This is a genomic window from Pseudomonas sp. ICBG1301, from assembly GCF_016918385.1.
Taxonomy (GTDB): Bacteria; Pseudomonadota; Gammaproteobacteria; order Pseudomonadales; family Pseudomonadaceae; genus Aquipseudomonas; species Aquipseudomonas palleroniana.
This window is the reverse complement of sequence record NZ_JAEKGB010000002.1, coordinates 654,210-668,209: the sequence shown is the minus strand read 5'-3', so window position 1 is coordinate 668,209 and position 14,000 is coordinate 654,210. Positions and strand designations below refer to the sequence as shown.

Below are 14,000 nucleotides of genomic sequence, written 5' to 3'. Positions count from 1 at the left end.
TTCGCCCCCCAGCGCGGGGTAAGCCCGCTCACTACAGCCATTCGGGGTGTTTAGATGTATGACAGGGCACGGGCCAGGTCTGCGCGTAGATCTTCCACCTCTTCGACCCCCACCGACAACCTTACCAACCCATCGCCAATCCCCAGCTGCGCCCGCGTAGCGGCCGGGATGCTCGCGTGAGTCATGATTGCCGGGTGTTCGATCAGGCTTTCCACGCCGCCCAGGCTTTCCGCCAGGGCGAAGATCCTGACGTTTTCCAGAAAGCGTGTGGCGCCGGCCAGGTTGCTGTTCAAGTCGACTGAAATCATCCCGCCAAACCCGTGCATCTGCCGGCGGGCCAGCTCGTGCTGTGGATGAGACGCCAGCCCTGGGTAATACACCCGTGACACTTGCGGCTGTTGTTCCAGCCAGGTGGCCAGTTCCAGGGCGTTGCTGCAATGGCGTTCCATGCGCAGCGCCAGGGTTTTTACGCCGCGCAGGGTCAGGAAAGCATCGAACGGGCCGGCGATGGCGCCGACCGAGTTCTGCAGGAAGCCCAGGCGCTGCGCCAATTCCGGGTTGTGACCCACAACGGCGATGCCACCGATCACGTCGGAATGGCCGTTGAGGTACTTGGTGGTGGAGTGCACCACGATGTCGAACCCCAGCTCCAGCGGGCGCTGAATCCATGGGCTGGCGAAGGTGTTATCGGCGACGCAGATAATCCCGCGATCCCGGCAGATACGCGCGATTGCACTGAGGTCGGTGAGGCTCAGCAGCGGGTTGCTCGGCGTTTCGACCCAGACCATGCGCGTGTTCGCCTGCAACGCCGCCTCAAACGCCGCGACATTGCTCAAGTCAACGTAGCTGAAGGTGTGCCCGGCACTGCGCTGGCGCACTTTGTCGAACAGGCGAAAGGTACCACCGTATAAATCGTTGCCGGAGACGATATGCGCGCCGGCATCGAGCAGTTCCAGCACGGTGGAGATCGCCGCCAACCCCGAGGCGAAGGCAAACGCCTGGCTGCCGCCTTCGAGGTCGGCGACGCAGCGTTCCAGGGCAAAACGCGTGGGGTTATGCGAGCGTCCGTAATCGAACCCCTGGTGCACGCCGGGGCTGCTCTGCCGGTACGTGGAGTTGGCGTAGATCGGCGGCATCAACGCGCCCGTGGTCGGGTCTGGGGATTGCCCGGCATGAATCACGCGGGTAGCGAAAGCGCTTTTATCGGACTGACTCATGCAAGGGATCTCCGTAGGTGATTGAGCAGGTCGACGCGGGTAATCAAGCCGTGGAAGCCTGAGGCGTCGGCGATGATGGCGACCAGGCCGCGATCGAGTTCGGCCTGCAACTCAACCAGGCTGGCACTCGGCGACAAGGTGTGCAGGGTGTTGGTCATGGCGCTGGCAACGATCATGGTGAACTCCGCAGCGTCATGATGTAGCCCCAGTAAAATATCGGACTCATCGATCACCCCGACCAGTTGCTGGCCATCCACCAGCACCGGCAGTTGCGAGACATCGGCCAGGCGCATGCGCTGGAAGGCGGTGAGCAAGGTGTCATCGGGGCTGACGCTGATCACCCGGCCGTCTTCGAAGCGCCGGGCGATCAGGTCGCGCAGGTCGCCGTAATGCTTGTATTGCAACAGACCGGCGTCCTGCATCCATTGGTCGTTATAGACTTTCGACAGATAGCGCGTGCCGGTGTCGCATACGAACGTGACCACGCGCTTGGGCACAGTCTGCTCGCGGCAATAGCGCAGGGCGGCGGCGAGCAGGGTGCCGGTCGAGGACCCGCCGAGAATCCCTTCGGCCTTGAGCAATTGACGGGCGTGGTCGAAGCTCTCTTCATCACTGATGGAATAGGCATGACGCACGCTGGAAAGGTCGGCAATCGACGGCACAAAGTCTTCGCCGATGCCTTCCACGGCCCAGGAACCAGGGGTTTCCAACTGGCCGCTGCGGCTGTATTCGGCCATCACCGAGCCCACCGGGTCGGCCAGCACTATTTCCAGCTCCGGCTGCACGCGTTGGAAGAAACGGGTCAGGCCGGTGAGGGTACCGGCCGAGCCGACGCCCACTACGATCGCGTCGACGTCGTGCTGGGTCTGTGCCCAGATCTCCGGCGCGGTGCTGGTTTCGTGGGCCATGGGGTTGGCGGGGTTGTTGAACTGGTCGGCGAAAAACGAGCCGGGAATGTCCTTGGCCAGGCGTGCGGCCACGTCCTGGTAGTACTCGGGGTGGCCCTTGCCGACGTCGGAGCGGGTGATATGTACTTCGGCTCCCATGGCCTTGAGGTGCAGCACCTTTTCGGTGGACATCTTGTCGGGCACCACCAGCACCACGCGGTAGCCCTTGGCCCGGCCCACCAGCGCCAGGCCCAGGCCGGTGTTGCCGGCGGTGGCTTCGACGATGGTGCCTCCGGGGCGCAGGCGGCCGTCACGCTCGGCGGCGTCGATCATGGCCAGGCCGATGCGGTCCTTGATCGAGCCGCCGGGGTTCTGCGATTCCAGTTTGAGAAATAGCGTGCAGAGGCCAGTGTCAAAGCGGCTGACCCGGACCAACGGTGTGTTGCCGATCAGTTCGAGTACGGCGGGGCGGGGTTGTACGGGCATGGGGTCACCTGGGGGCTGAAGGGGCCTAGGGGTCAACGTCCGGCTACGGCAGCCTCGATGGCGGCGACGTCGATCTTGGTCATGCTCATCATGGCGTCAAAGGCGCGCTTGGCGATGGCCGGGTCGGGATGGCTGATCGCTGCGCTCAACACTCGCGGGGTGATCTGCCACGACACGCCCCACTTGTCCTTGCACCAGCCACAGGCGCTGGCCTGGCCACCGTTATCGATAATGGCGTGCCAATAACGGTCGGTTTCAGCCTGGTCGTCCGTCGCCACCTGGAACGAAAACGCTTCAGTCTGCGGGAACACCGGGCCGCCATTGAGGCCCAGGCAGGCAACGCCCATCACCGTGAATTCGACGGTCAACACGTCGCCTCGCTTGCCCGAAGGGTAGTCGCCCGGCGCAAGGTGCACGGCGTCGACGCGGCTCTCGGGAAAGGTCGCGGCATAGAAGGTCGCCGCCTCCTGGGCGGTGCCGTTGTACCAGAGGCATAGGGTGTTTTTATGCTTCATCTCAACGCTCCACTGGGTTGATGGGTGCGTGGAGTTTAGACGACGCCAGCCATCATAGCTGCCGTTCGACCGCCGCCTTGTCGATCACTGACCAGACGTGCGCAAATCTGCCGTTGTCGACTTCGTAAAATACGTTCTCATCAAAGACCACCTGTTTGCCGTTGATCGGCAATCCGAAAAACTCCCCACGAGGGTGGACGTTGAAGTTAAGCCGGCTGGCAACCCTGGGCGGGTCGACCACCAGCAGTTGGATGCGAAACACCAGGTCGGGAATTTCGCGAAAGTCGCGCTCCAGCATGGCGCGATAACCCGCTAGCCCCACGACGGTGGCGTTGTAGGTGACGTCAGGCGCAACGAAATCACCCAGGTGCGCCCAATCCTGGCGGTTGAGGCAGTCGATGTAGCCGTTGTAGAGATCGGTGAGTTCGGTTTTGGTCATCGAATGTTTCCTCTCAAAGGTCCAGGCCCATCTCAATTGCACGGGGCTCAAAGCCCAACTCTGTATATAGACGCTGGGCATGTGTATTGAACCCCCACACCATCAGCCGGATATCTTTAGCCCCACGATCAGCCGCCCAGGCTTTTACCTGCTGCATAAGCCCCCGTCCGATGCCTTTGCCCCAGAACGTTTCGGCAACGCATACCGACCCGACACGTACGAAATCCAGCGGCTGCATCAATGGCCCCGTCGCAGACGACAGGCTGGCCGTGATAAAACCTGCCGCCTGGCCACCCACCTGCGCGAGGAACACCACCTGGCCTGGCCGCTCAAAAAAGCCCAGCCAGTGCGGACGGTCACGGGAGACGTCGAGCGTGGCGCTGGCGTAGATATCGGGACGTGCGGCGTGGTGAACGGCATTGAGTAATTGGCCCAATTCGCAGATGGTCAGCAGGTCGTCTTCGGTGGCGGTGCGGTAGGTGATGGGGCTATCCATTGTGGGGTTTCTATCCTTCAAGCCTGCGTGTCATTTCAAACGACAAATCCTAAGCGCCTACCGATAGGTCGTCTATTGTTGAGCACTTCGGACCATGACTGTCATCAGTGTTTCGTCGTCAGGGGACATATTGAGACGTCAGACTACCTCAAGTTCTCAATGTCCAAACAAGGCATTCATCAATGATTCGCAAGGCATTACCTACCGACGCAAGGGCGATTGCCCAGGTTCATATCAGCAGTTGGCAACAGGCCTATCGGGACTTGATGCCTGCCGAATACCTGATCTCGTTGCAAGCCACTCTGGCTCAGCGTGAGGTGTTTTGGGCTCGCTCGATTGAAGCGGGCGAATCCAACGTATGGGTGGCTGAGCTGGGCAAGCAGGTCGTTGGCTGGATCTCGGTCGGCGCCAGCCGTGATGAAGATGCCGCCCAGGGGCAGGTGGGTGAGGTCATGGCGATCTACCTGTTAGCCGGGTGCTGGCACACCGGTATCGGGCTCGCTTTGTGGAAAGCCGGCGAGCAGTCCTTGAGGGAGCAGGGCTTTGAGCGTTTGACGCTTTGGGTCCTGGTCGGTAATCAAAGAGCTATCCGGTTTTATCGCCGGGCCGGGTGCGTTGAGGAAACCGGGAGCGAGCGCGATCTGCAGAGGGGCGGGACAGCACTGGTCGAGGTGAGATACGGGTTGTCCTTGACCCCACCCCGGTTGTGAGCCCCGACGACATCATCCTGCCCGGCGTGCGGTCAACAGCACCGTCGCCGCAGCCGACAACAACCCTGCGCAGCAACGATTGAATAGGCGCTTGCCCCGTGGCTCGGCAAACCAGCGGCGCATGTGCAGGCCCATGTAGGCATAAGCGCTGATGGCGATCCACTCCAGCGCCAGGAACAATGCACCCAGTAGCGCGAACTGTGGTGTGATCGGTTGGCCGGGTACTACAAACTGCGGAAGAAAGGCGGTGAAGATCAGGATGGCTTTCGGGTTGCCTGCCGCCACCAGAAACTCCTGGCGTGCCAACCCCCACAAACCCACCTTGGCCGTGCTCGCCTGCGCCTCTGCCTGGGGATTGGCACGCCACAACTGAAACGCCAGATAAAACAGGTACGCCGCTCCCAGAATCTTGATCCCGTAGAACAACAACTCCGAAGTTTGCAGCACTACCGCCAGGCCCGCAGAGGCGAGGGCGATCATGCCGGCGAAGGCCAGCAGGCGGCCGATGCCGGCAAGGCAGGATATGCGGTAGCCGTAGCGTGTGGCGTTGCTCACGGACAGCAGGTTGTTGGGGCCTGGGGCCATGTTCAGGGCGAAGCAGGCGGGGAGGAAGAGGGTGAGGGTGGTGAGGTCCATGTGCACTCCAGTGTCGACTCGGGCAGAGGTGGTCACTAGGGTACGAGAGGGACGGGGGCCGTAACAACTGAACAACACAATTGCGCAGGGCTTGGCTTGATAAACAGATAGAGTTCGCCGTTCAGGGCGCGAGTTGTCTGCGCTGTAAAAGGGAAAATCGACTCATGGATCATATTACCTATCGTACGGCCACGCCTGATGACGTTTCGTTGTGCATCCAAATCCGCGGGCTGACGAGAGAAAATGCATTTTCAGAAGAAGCGCTGCGTGCACTGGGCATCACGGTCGAGTCCTGGAGTGCAGACATCGTTGCCGGCAGTTCTATCGGCGTTGTCGCCTGTGTGAACGGCAGGATAGTCGGGTATTGCTTTGGTGAGCGGGGCACCGGCGAAGTCACGGTGCTCGCCCTCCTTGGGGAATACGAAGGGCAAGGGATCGGCAAGTCCTTGCTGGGACAAGTGACCGCTGAACTCCATCACGCAGGCTTTGAACGTTTGTTTCTGGCGTGTGCCAGCGACCCGAATGTACGCTCGTATGGTTTCTATCGGCACTTGGGCTGGACGTGGACAGGAGAGTGCGATGAGGAGGGTGATCACATTCTCGAGTTCGCGATTGCCGAGGGTGGCTTGAAATAGCCGGATGTTTTCCGGCTATCGAACTTTACAGATGATCCGCATCCACCACGGCCTTGGCGAACGCCTCGGGCGCTTCCTGGGGCAAGTTGTGGCCGATGCCGCCATTGACCTGACGGAACTGGTACTTGCCGGTGAAACGCTTGGCGTAGTCCTCCGGTTGCGGGTGCGGTGCGCCGTTGGCGTCGCCTTCCAGGGTGATGGTCGGCACGCCAATCGACGGCGAGGTGGCGAGTTGCTGCTCCAGTGCCGCGTACTGCGCCTCTCCCTGCACCAGCCCCAGGCGCCAGCGGTAATTGAAGACGGTGATGGCGACGTGGTCGGGGTTGTCCAGGCCCTTGGCGCTGCGGTTGAAGGTGGCGTCGTCGAACTGCCATTGCGGAGAGGCGGTTTGCCAGATCAGCTTGGCGAAGTCGTGGGTGTTTTTCTGATAGCCCGCCGCGCCGCGCTCGGTGGCGAAGTAGAACTGGTACCACCATTGCAACTCGGCCTTGGGTGGCAGCGGGTTCTTGCCGGCGGCCTGGTTGCCGATCAGGTAACCGCTGACTGACACCAGCGCCTTGACCCGCTCCGGCCACAGCGCCGAGACGATATCCGCCGAGCGTGCGCCCCAGTCATAACCCCCCAGCACCGCTTTCTGGATCTTCAGGGCATCCATGAAGTCGATCACATCCTGGGCCAACGCGGCGGGTTCGCCATTGCGCAGGGTTTTATCCGACAGAAAACGCGTGTCGCCATAACCCCGGGCGTAGGGGATCAGTACGCGATAACCCTTGGCTGCGAGCAGTGGAGCGACGTTGGCGTAGCTGTCGATATCGTAGGGCCAGCCGTGCAGCAGGATCACCGCCTGGCCGTTGGCCGGGCCGACTTCGGCGTAGGCCACCTCCAGCAGGCCTGCCTTGATGTGCTTGAGAGCACCGAAGCTGGTTTGGCTGACGGCGTGTGGGATATTGGTCTCAGGCATTTCGGCATTGGCCACGCCCACGGCGCCGAGTGGCGACAGGGCCAGGGCCAGGAACAGAGAGCGGCGGTTCAACTGAGTGTGCATGGCGAGCCTCCTACGGCTTGATGTGTGCCTGGCTCTCAGTTGAACGCCGGGTGGTATCTGGCGTGTGTCAGCGATGCGCCCCGGTTCAGGGGTTATGTATCGCAGTGGTCGCCATACACACTGCGATACAAAGGCTCAGAAATCGAAGCGCATACCCAAGGTGCCTGATCGCCCTTTGACAGCATCGCCGTCGAGATTACTGGTGTACCCCAACTCGCCGTAAACGCTGACGTCCTGGGCGACTTTCAGCGTTGCGCCGACTTTCAGCTCCATCGTGGTGGATTTTTGTTGGATGTTGATATCGGTCACGCCGTTATACCTCACGGTACTTTTGCCATCGCCGGTGTGCCACACGTTGGCCCGCACATAGGGTTGCAGCGGCATGCCACGCACCTGGTAGTCACCTCGCAGCCGCGCGCCGAGGCGGGTGGTGACGTTGGTGTCGCTGTGGAACGTGATTGCGGAGGGGCCGTCATTTTGACTGTCCAGTGAGCTGTGCCCCACGATGAACTGGCCCTGGGGCTCAAATTCCCAGTGTCGGCTGATGGAAAACGGCCAGCCCATTTCGGCTGAGGCCGTTACGTCGCGCCCTTTGACCTTCATCTTGATACCCCGGTCGGACTCGCTATGCCCGTCGACCCAGGACTTCATCAGCACCAGGTCCAGATAGGCACGGTTGGCCCCGATCAACGTCCAATAGACGCCCAGGCTCTTGCTGCGCAAGGTGACGTCGCCGGCATTGTTGTCCTCGAAGCCGCCATTAAAGCCTTTGATACTGCCTTGCAAACGGCCCTGCCCAACGAACAGGCCGGCACGTTGGGTCTGGCCGGCGTCGTGAGTGCGGGAATAGAAATCGATGCCCGCCTGGTAGCCACTCTGTGAGCTGTCCAGTGTGGGGGTCACCGTCCCGGTAAAACCCTGGCGACCATTGCTGCCGTACACCCGGGCCCAGCCGCTGGGGAATACGCCGGTCTGTCGCGGTTGGGCCTGGTCATCCTGGCGCTCGTGATAGGTGGCGAGCATGCCTTGCACCATTTGTCGCACTGCGGGATACAACACGGAATAGATGGGCACTTCCTTGCGGTAGAGCGGGATCGGCTTGACGATGGGATTGATCGGGGCTGCTGGGTCTACGGGCGTGACCACAGGGTTCGGCGGCAGCGGCGGGGTGCCCGGTACCGGCTCCGGTAGCGGGGTGACGATGACCGGGTCAGGCGGTGGCGTGACAGGGACGGTGTTGCGCAGGTAATAGTTCTGCTCCGTCCCTGGGGTGACGCCACCCTTGAACAGGTAGTAATCGAAGGCGCCCGCGGACACCCCGGAGGAAGTAAAGGCGGTGCCTGCACCGGTCGCGCCGTTGATCGCTTGCACCACCAGAATACCGTCTTGCAATGTCGCAGCGCCTTTGCCGCCTAGATTGGTGACGCTGAGGTGGGTGGTGCCGCTGAGGGTGCCCTGGCTCACCACCAGCTTGTCACTGGGCGAACCGTCGCCGTCCAAAACGCTATTGAGTGCGAGCCGGCCACCGGTGCCGTCGTAGTTACCATTGACGGTCAGACTGTGGGTGGCCGTGGGGTTACCGGTCATGTCGATCAGCCCGCCGTTGTTCAGTGTGGCCAGTTGACCGCTGGTGAAGGGGCTGATGACACCCGTGTCCACCAACAGCGTGCTTGAGCCGTCGACTATCATCGTGCCAGTTCCGGTGCCGCTGTCTCCCAGCACGAATGTACCGCCCAGTTTCAGGCTGGAGTTGTTGTCCAGACGCACCGTCTCCCAGTTGCTAAAGCGTTGCGGCTGGCCAGCCAGGGTGTTATCCAGGGTCAGCGTGTCGTTGCCGGGGCCACCATCGAGTTGCGACGTGGACAACACCGTACTCTCGCTCAGGTTCTGGAGCAGCGCGGTATCGTTATCGGCCCCCAACAGGATCGCGCCATGAATGAGCCCGGCGTCGCGCCAGATGAAGGTGTCGTCACCCGTGCCGGCGAGAATCTGGCCCATGATCTCTCCACCGGTGACCTGGATGAAGTCATCGCCACCGCTGGTGCTGATATTGCCGCCGATACGTGCGGTGCCTGAAATCAGGATGGTGTCGTCGTCAAATCCGGTGACCAGGTTGGCGATAATTGTGCCGCCGCGCATATCAAATTCATTTTTCTCCAACCGCATATCCACTCGGCCGATGGTCCCGCCGGTCATCAGTGCCTTGTCGCCGCTTACGAAAGCCCCCGTGATCTCACCGCCGCTCATAAAGAACTGGTCGGTGCCATCTCCCTGGTCCACCGAAAGAACCTTACCTGCACTCATTGCAAAACTGTCGGCGCCCGAGCCTTGTAAAATGGCTCCAGCCTGCCCACCACTGATCTGCATCACATCCTGGCCTGCACCTTGGGTGACTGAGCCGGTGATGGTGCCCTTGTTCAGCCGGAAGATATTGGCGCCATCGCCCATATCCACCGAGCCATTGACCTGTGTGTCGGGTGCATCCAGTTGCACCAGGTCGCCGCCTGGCCCCAAGCGGATATTGCCGCTGATCACCGCATTACCACTGGGGAACAGCACCTGGTTATCGCCCGTCAAGGCGGTGATGCCAGGGGTGGTGCCGCTGGTGCAGGTGAAAATCTGGCCTGAAGGCCCGGGGCTCGTGGTACAGGCCCCTTGGGAAAGAAGCGGCCAGGTGGCGAGCATCGCTGATGCAGCAATGCCCAGGTAAAGCCTGGGTGAAGTTGGTGTGCGCATGATCCGCCCTCGCTCAAGAGGCTCGTTGTCCTGGTACCTGAGCAATCCAGGTAGGGTTCAGGCCATGACAACGTGAAGCGCGATACGGATCAGGGAATACGGGTTACCTGTTCGAAAACACCGGCCAATGCAAAGGGTTGGCATGGCTTTCTCGACTGCACCTCAACTTGTGCAGCACTTTGCGCACCTTAGTCGCAGTTCGCCAGGGTCACCACTGTCAGAAATAACAGGTACAGACGAGTGCCCGGCTAGACAAACACGATCTCATAAGGCTCGCGCATCCGCTCGAGCAGCACCTGGGCCATCATCGGGGCAAGACCAATTTGCGGGTCGCCGGCCAACTGGCTGGCGTAGGCGTGCGCGGCGTGCAGCTTGCGCGCCACGCTCCAGCTGTCCAGGCGCACCTTGCGTGCGCGCTGCCAGGGAATCACCACGCCTTCCCGCGCCGGCCAATGCCAGGCCCAGATGGGTAGCTCATACAGCTGCGCGCCTACTAGGCTGCACGCCTTGGCGCTGGCCCGGCCGACGGCATCGTGGTCTGCATTGCCGTCGCGGCGCCAGGTGGTGAAGACCACGTCGCCGGGTTGCAGGTAGCGGGCGATGAATTGGCTCATCGGCTGCTCGCGTGCAGGCAGCGCATTGTCGAGGAACCCACCGCGAATCCATTTCAGGCTGTGCAACGGCATGCCCAGGCGGCGCAGGGCTTCGACGCTTTCCTGTGGTCGTACCACGCTCAGGCGCCTGGCCGGCCATACGTTCGAGCCAGGATGGCTGGCACTGCCATCGGTGATGGAGATCAACTTCAGCGGATGCTCGCGGGTGCTGAGCAGTTGCAGCAAACCGCCACAGGCCAGGACTTCATCGCCAGGGTGGGGCGCGATCACCACCACGCGGGCGCCGGGCGGCGCCAGTGAGGTCAAAGAAATGATGGGTATTTGCGCCAGTTGCGGCGCGCTGTTCCAGATTTGCGCGGGGCCGCGACGGCCTTCGCTTAACGAGGCAGGCTTCATGGGGGTGTCACATCCTTGTCGGTTGATGCGGGGTCGTGCCCGGTTGACGGGACGACTCCTTTTTATTCACCTCAGGCTCCTGCCTGTAGTGAGTGCGCGGCGTTCCAACCCTGGAACGCTGTGCAAGGCGTTATGAGCATAGACAAGGATCTAGCGCTTTTACATGTCGGCCAGGCGTTTTTTTACGCAAGCTGCACCAGGCTTTTCAGGTAGTCACCGAACCCGCCTTGGGCGCGACAATCCAGGCGTGCGCTGGTGATCACCTGCGGCGAATGGCTCCAGGCGATGGAGGCGCCGCAGCGTTCCAGGTTGCGCACCAACTGCACATCCTCATGGCACGCCAGCGGCTCGAAACCACCGGCCTGTACGTAGGCACCGGCACTCACGCCCAGGTTGGCGCCGTGGATATGCCGATGGCCGTCACGGGCCTCATACGCCTGGTGATAGCGAATCTGCGCCGCCGGATCGAAACCTTCGCTCCAGGCATCCACGGTGACCGTGCCGCACACCGCATCCACGCCCAGCGCCAGTTGCGCTACCAACCAATCGGGGGCGACGCGGCTGTCGGCGTCGGTGCAGGCGATCCATCGCGCGCCCTGGTTGAGCAAGTGTCGCGCGCCCACACCGCGCGCCTGGCCCACATTGCGCGCCTGCACCTGAAGGCTGTGTACCTCGTACGCCTGGGCAATCGACGCGCTGGCGTCGCTGCAACTGTCGAGCACCACGAGGATGTGTACCGCCTCGCCGAGCAAGCCTGGGTGACTGGCCGCGATCATCGCTGCCTTCAAGCACTCGCCCAACAACTTTTCTTCGTTATGGACCGGGATCAAAATGCCGATCATCGCAGGCCCTCATGGCTTGCGACCGAGGTGCCATCGCGGCTCCACAGGTCGAGTAGAAAATCCTCTTCGTGATGCTGCACCACCGGGTGCATGCCCAGTCGCTGCTGGAGCAGGGCGTGCACCTGTTCGGCGGTCTGCGGGCAACCCTCGATAAGCGGCCGCCAGTGGCAGGCCAGCAGTTGGCCGTTGGGGGCCAGTGAGGCGAGGGCGCAGTCAATCAGGCGGCGCAGATCAGCGGCGTCCAGGTAGTAGCCCAACTCGCTGAGTACGATCAACTCGAACTGGCCGGTCGGCCATTGTTCGGGCAGGCGGCGTTGCTGCACCTGGGCGTGGGGAAAAGCCGACAGACGCGTCTTGGCCAGGCCCACAGCCGTCGCCGCGGTGTCGCAACACACCAGTTGATCGCAGCGCGTGGCCAGCTCGGCGCTCAGTTCGCCGTTGGCACAGCCGGGTTCGAAGATCGATGTGTAGTGCGCCCGTGTGAGCACGGCCAGGGTCAGGGCACGCTTGCGCTGTTCATACCAGCGTTGACGAAAGGCCCAGGGGTCGTCGTTGCCGGCAAACAGTTGGTCGAAATACGGGGTGGCCACGCTCATACAAACACCACTTCAAAAGGTTGCAGCAAGCGCTCCACCACATAGGGCGCCAGCACCGGGGCCAAGCCCGCCTGCGGGTCGCCCTCCAACTGGCTGGCAAAGGCGTGGATGGCGTGACGCTTGCGGGCGACCGCCTGGGGCGTCATCGGGATCTTGCGGGCGCGGTGCCAGGGCACCTGACTGTCTTCGGGGGTGGCCCAGTGCCAGGTCCACACCGGCAATTCGTACAAAGTTGCACCGACCGCCTGCGCCGCTTGGGCGCTGGCACGGCCGACCGCTTCATGATCGCAATGACCGTCCTCACGCCAGGTGGTAAACACCACGTCGGTGGCCTTGAGGTAGCGCTGGATGAACGCGGCCAACTGCGCTTCCCGCGCCGCGACCTGGCTGTCGGCAAAACCTGCCCGCAGCCATTTCAAACTGTGTAACGGCAGGCCAAGGCGGTGCAGGGCCTGGGCCGACTCCTGTGGGCGCACCACGCTCAGGCGTTCCACCGGCCAGCGGCGCGAGCCCGGATGACTGGCGCTGCCGTCGGTGACGGAAATCAACTGAATGGGCCGCTCCAACGTCGCGAGGACCTGCATCAGGCCGCCACACCCGAGCACTTCATCGTCCGGGTGAGGTGCGATGATCACGGCGCGATGGCCTTCGGGCACCAACTGCTCGACGCTGACCACCGGCAACTCGGCCAGGCGCGTCGATGCCTGCCATTGATGCAACGGCGTGCCTTGGCCGACGATCGGATTGGGTCTCATAACTGCCACCTTCCTGTGGGTTCGCCTGCGACCTGTTCACCCAGGGCGGCCAGGTCGCGTTCGGCGTGACTTTGACGCACATACACCGGCAGATCCGCGATCAACTGGGCGAAGTGCGGGTCCTTGCAATAAGGCCCCGCGCCCACGGCCCGGCCGACGTGGCGGATCACCTGTTCAACGGTGTCCTCAATGCAGGCGCGTGTCTGTTGAGCCAACAGCCGCGCATCGGCGCTCGGCTGCTGGTCGATCTGTTCGGCACTGGCGCGCAGTACACACGCGGCGCTGTTCAAGGCACTGTCGACCGCGCCGAGATGGGCGAGGGCGTGAGGTTCGGGGCGTTTTGCACACTGCTCACGCAGTACCTCAGCCAGGCGTTGGGCGGCGCCATACCAACAGGCGGCGATCCCGATCCCGCCTTGCCAGAAACCCGGGCGTGACAGGTAATCGCCCGGGCCACCGACCGCGAGGCCGCGGGCCTCGTTGAAGACGATTTCGACACTGCCGGTAGCCGCCATGCCGACGGCATCCCAGCCTTCGTCGGTCACGGTGATGCCGGGTTGATCCATGGCCACCGCGACCAATTGCTGGCGATCTTGCTCATCCCAGGCCGTCAGCAACCCGTGGCTGACCACCGCCGCCCCGGAGCACCAAGCCTTGTGCCCGTTGATCAGCAACCGGTGCCCGTCACGCCGCACCCGCACCTTCGCGGTGGGCGGCTCGGCGGCCCACATGCCCCAGGTGCTGCCCAAGGGCGGCGCGGGGCTGTGCAGCTCGGCGATGATCGCCAAGGCATCGGTATGCCCTTCAAACAACTTGCACAGGCGCAAATCATGCCCAGCCACTTGAGCCAGGCGGCTGAAGCGCGCCAATGTCGCGCCGCCGCCGGGCAACGGCAGCTGGTCCAGGCCTTCCTCCTGCAGCGCCCTCAGCGCCTGGCCGAGGGCCTGCGTATCCGCATAGCCCTGATAGCCTTGAAGGAAATGATGCAACGCCAT

15 protein-coding genes are annotated in these 14,000 nt (G+C 62.5%); 2 read left to right on the top strand and 13 right to left on the bottom strand.

Annotation, left to right across the window (positions count from 1 at the left end):
- Positions 1-50: 50 nt before the first annotated feature.
- The 5 genes from JBE38_RS06870 to JBE38_RS06850 are packed head-to-tail and all read right to left on the bottom strand — an operon-like array spanning position 51 to position 4,040.
- Positions 51-1,217 (bottom strand): cystathionine gamma-synthase, encoded by a 1,167-nt coding sequence (locus tag JBE38_RS06870; protein WP_161547871.1) that lies wholly within the window; start codon positions 1,215-1,217, stop codon positions 51-53.
- Positions 1,214-2,590 carry a pyridoxal-phosphate dependent enzyme gene (locus JBE38_RS06865; protein WP_205343961.1) on the bottom strand — a complete coding sequence of 459 codons (1,377 nt, stop codon included), beginning with the start codon at positions 2,588-2,590 and terminating at the stop codon, positions 1,214-1,216. The genes JBE38_RS06870 and JBE38_RS06865 overlap by 4 nt, the downstream gene beginning before the upstream one ends.
- 32 nt (positions 2,591-2,622) lie before the next feature.
- Positions 2,623-3,105: a VOC family protein gene (locus JBE38_RS06860; RefSeq protein WP_205343960.1), complete on the bottom strand. Its 483-nt coding sequence runs from the start codon at positions 3,103-3,105 to the stop codon at positions 2,623-2,625.
- 52 nt (positions 3,106-3,157) lie between these two features.
- Positions 3,158-3,544, bottom strand: coding sequence for an ester cyclase (locus JBE38_RS06855; protein WP_205343959.1), 387 nt, complete (start codon positions 3,542-3,544; stop codon positions 3,158-3,160).
- Between the two features lie 13 nt (positions 3,545-3,557).
- Positions 3,558-4,040, bottom strand: coding sequence for a GNAT family N-acetyltransferase (locus JBE38_RS06850; protein ID WP_090370784.1), 483 nt, complete (start codon positions 4,038-4,040; stop codon positions 3,558-3,560).
- Between the two features lie 182 nt (positions 4,041-4,222).
- Between JBE38_RS06850 and JBE38_RS06845 the strand changes: the two genes are divergently transcribed.
- Entirely contained in the window at positions 4,223-4,750 is a 528-nt protein-coding gene (locus JBE38_RS06845; RefSeq protein WP_126870675.1) for a GNAT family N-acetyltransferase, read from the top strand.
- 12 nt (positions 4,751-4,762) lie between these two features.
- On the opposite strand, the gene JBE38_RS06840 is transcribed toward JBE38_RS06845, so the two are convergent.
- Positions 4,763-5,386: a LysE family translocator gene (locus JBE38_RS06840; protein ID WP_090370788.1), complete on the bottom strand. Its 624-nt coding sequence runs from the start codon at positions 5,384-5,386 to the stop codon at positions 4,763-4,765.
- 164 nt (positions 5,387-5,550) lie between these two features.
- On the opposite strand from JBE38_RS06840, the gene JBE38_RS06835 reads away from it, so the two are divergent.
- On the top strand, positions 5,551-6,021 hold the full coding sequence (locus tag JBE38_RS06835) for a GNAT family N-acetyltransferase (protein ID WP_205343958.1): 471 nt from the start codon (positions 5,551-5,553) through the stop codon (positions 6,019-6,021).
- Between the two features lie 25 nt (positions 6,022-6,046).
- Here JBE38_RS06835 and JBE38_RS06830 read toward each other — a convergent pair whose 3' ends face one another.
- From JBE38_RS06830 to JBE38_RS06800, 7 genes are all read right to left on the bottom strand, one after another.
- A complete protein-coding gene (locus JBE38_RS06830) occupies positions 6,047-7,066 on the bottom strand; it encodes an alpha/beta fold hydrolase (protein ID WP_205343957.1) in 1,020 nt (339 codons plus the stop codon).
- A gap of 135 nt (positions 7,067-7,201) precedes the next feature.
- Positions 7,202-9,802, bottom strand: coding sequence for an autotransporter family protein (locus JBE38_RS06825; RefSeq protein ID WP_205343956.1), 2,601 nt, complete (start codon positions 9,800-9,802; stop codon positions 7,202-7,204).
- 248 nt (positions 9,803-10,050) lie between these two features.
- Positions 10,051-10,812: a PIG-L deacetylase family protein gene (locus tag JBE38_RS06820; protein WP_205343955.1), complete on the bottom strand. Its 762-nt coding sequence runs from the start codon at positions 10,810-10,812 to the stop codon at positions 10,051-10,053.
- 182 nt (positions 10,813-10,994) lie between these two features.
- Positions 10,995-11,654, bottom strand: coding sequence for a glycosyltransferase (locus JBE38_RS06815; RefSeq protein WP_060752706.1), 660 nt, complete (start codon positions 11,652-11,654; stop codon positions 10,995-10,997).
- Positions 11,651-12,250 (bottom strand): SAM-dependent methyltransferase, encoded by a 600-nt coding sequence (locus JBE38_RS06810; protein WP_205343954.1) that lies wholly within the window; start codon positions 12,248-12,250, stop codon positions 11,651-11,653. The genes JBE38_RS06815 and JBE38_RS06810 overlap by 4 nt, the downstream gene beginning before the upstream one ends.
- On the bottom strand, positions 12,247-13,005 hold the full coding sequence (locus JBE38_RS06805; protein ID WP_060752708.1) for a PIG-L deacetylase family protein: 759 nt from the start codon (positions 13,003-13,005) through the stop codon (positions 12,247-12,249). Before JBE38_RS06805 ends, JBE38_RS06810 begins: the two co-directional genes overlap by 4 nt.
- Positions 13,002-14,000, bottom strand: coding sequence for an acyl-CoA dehydrogenase family protein (locus tag JBE38_RS06800; RefSeq protein ID WP_205343953.1), 999 nt, complete (start codon positions 13,998-14,000; stop codon positions 13,002-13,004). The genes JBE38_RS06805 and JBE38_RS06800 overlap by 4 nt, the downstream gene beginning before the upstream one ends.

Coding starts and splice junctions, on each gene's coding strand:
- JBE38_RS06870 (WP_161547871.1), bottom strand. CDS start 1,217: ATGAGTCAGTCCGATAAAAGCGCTTTCGCTACCCGCGTGATTCATGCC.
- JBE38_RS06865 (WP_205343961.1), bottom strand. CDS start 2,590: ATGCCCGTACAACCCCGCCCCGCCGTACTCGAACTGATCGGCAACACA.
- JBE38_RS06860 (WP_205343960.1), bottom strand. CDS start 3,105: ATGAAGCATAAAAACACCCTATGCCTCTGGTACAACGGCACCGCCCAG.
- JBE38_RS06855 (WP_205343959.1), bottom strand. CDS start 3,544: ATGACCAAAACCGAACTCACCGATCTCTACAACGGCTACATCGACTGC.
- JBE38_RS06850 (WP_090370784.1), bottom strand. CDS start 4,040: ATGGATAGCCCCATCACCTACCGCACCGCCACCGAAGACGACCTGCTG.
- JBE38_RS06845 (WP_126870675.1), top strand. CDS start 4,223: ATGATTCGCAAGGCATTACCTACCGACGCAAGGGCGATTGCCCAGGTT.
- JBE38_RS06840 (WP_090370788.1), bottom strand. CDS start 5,386: ATGGACCTCACCACCCTCACCCTCTTCCTCCCCGCCTGCTTCGCCCTG.
- JBE38_RS06835 (WP_205343958.1), top strand. CDS start 5,551: ATGGATCATATTACCTATCGTACGGCCACGCCTGATGACGTTTCGTTG.
- JBE38_RS06830 (WP_205343957.1), bottom strand. CDS start 7,066: ATGCACACTCAGTTGAACCGCCGCTCTCTGTTCCTGGCCCTGGCCCTG.
- JBE38_RS06825 (WP_205343956.1), bottom strand. CDS start 9,802: ATGCGCACACCAACTTCACCCAGGCTTTACCTGGGCATTGCTGCATCA.
- JBE38_RS06820 (WP_205343955.1), bottom strand. CDS start 10,812: ATGAAGCCTGCCTCGTTAAGCGAAGGCCGTCGCGGCCCCGCGCAAATC.
- JBE38_RS06815 (WP_060752706.1), bottom strand. CDS start 11,654: ATGATCGGCATTTTGATCCCGGTCCATAACGAAGAAAAGTTGTTGGGC.
- JBE38_RS06810 (WP_205343954.1), bottom strand. CDS start 12,250: ATGAGCGTGGCCACCCCGTATTTCGACCAACTGTTTGCCGGCAACGAC.
- JBE38_RS06805 (WP_060752708.1), bottom strand. CDS start 13,005: ATGAGACCCAATCCGATCGTCGGCCAAGGCACGCCGTTGCATCAATGG.
- JBE38_RS06800 (WP_205343953.1), bottom strand. CDS start 14,000: ATGGCGTTGCATCATTTCCTTCAAGGCTATCAGGGCTATGCGGATACG.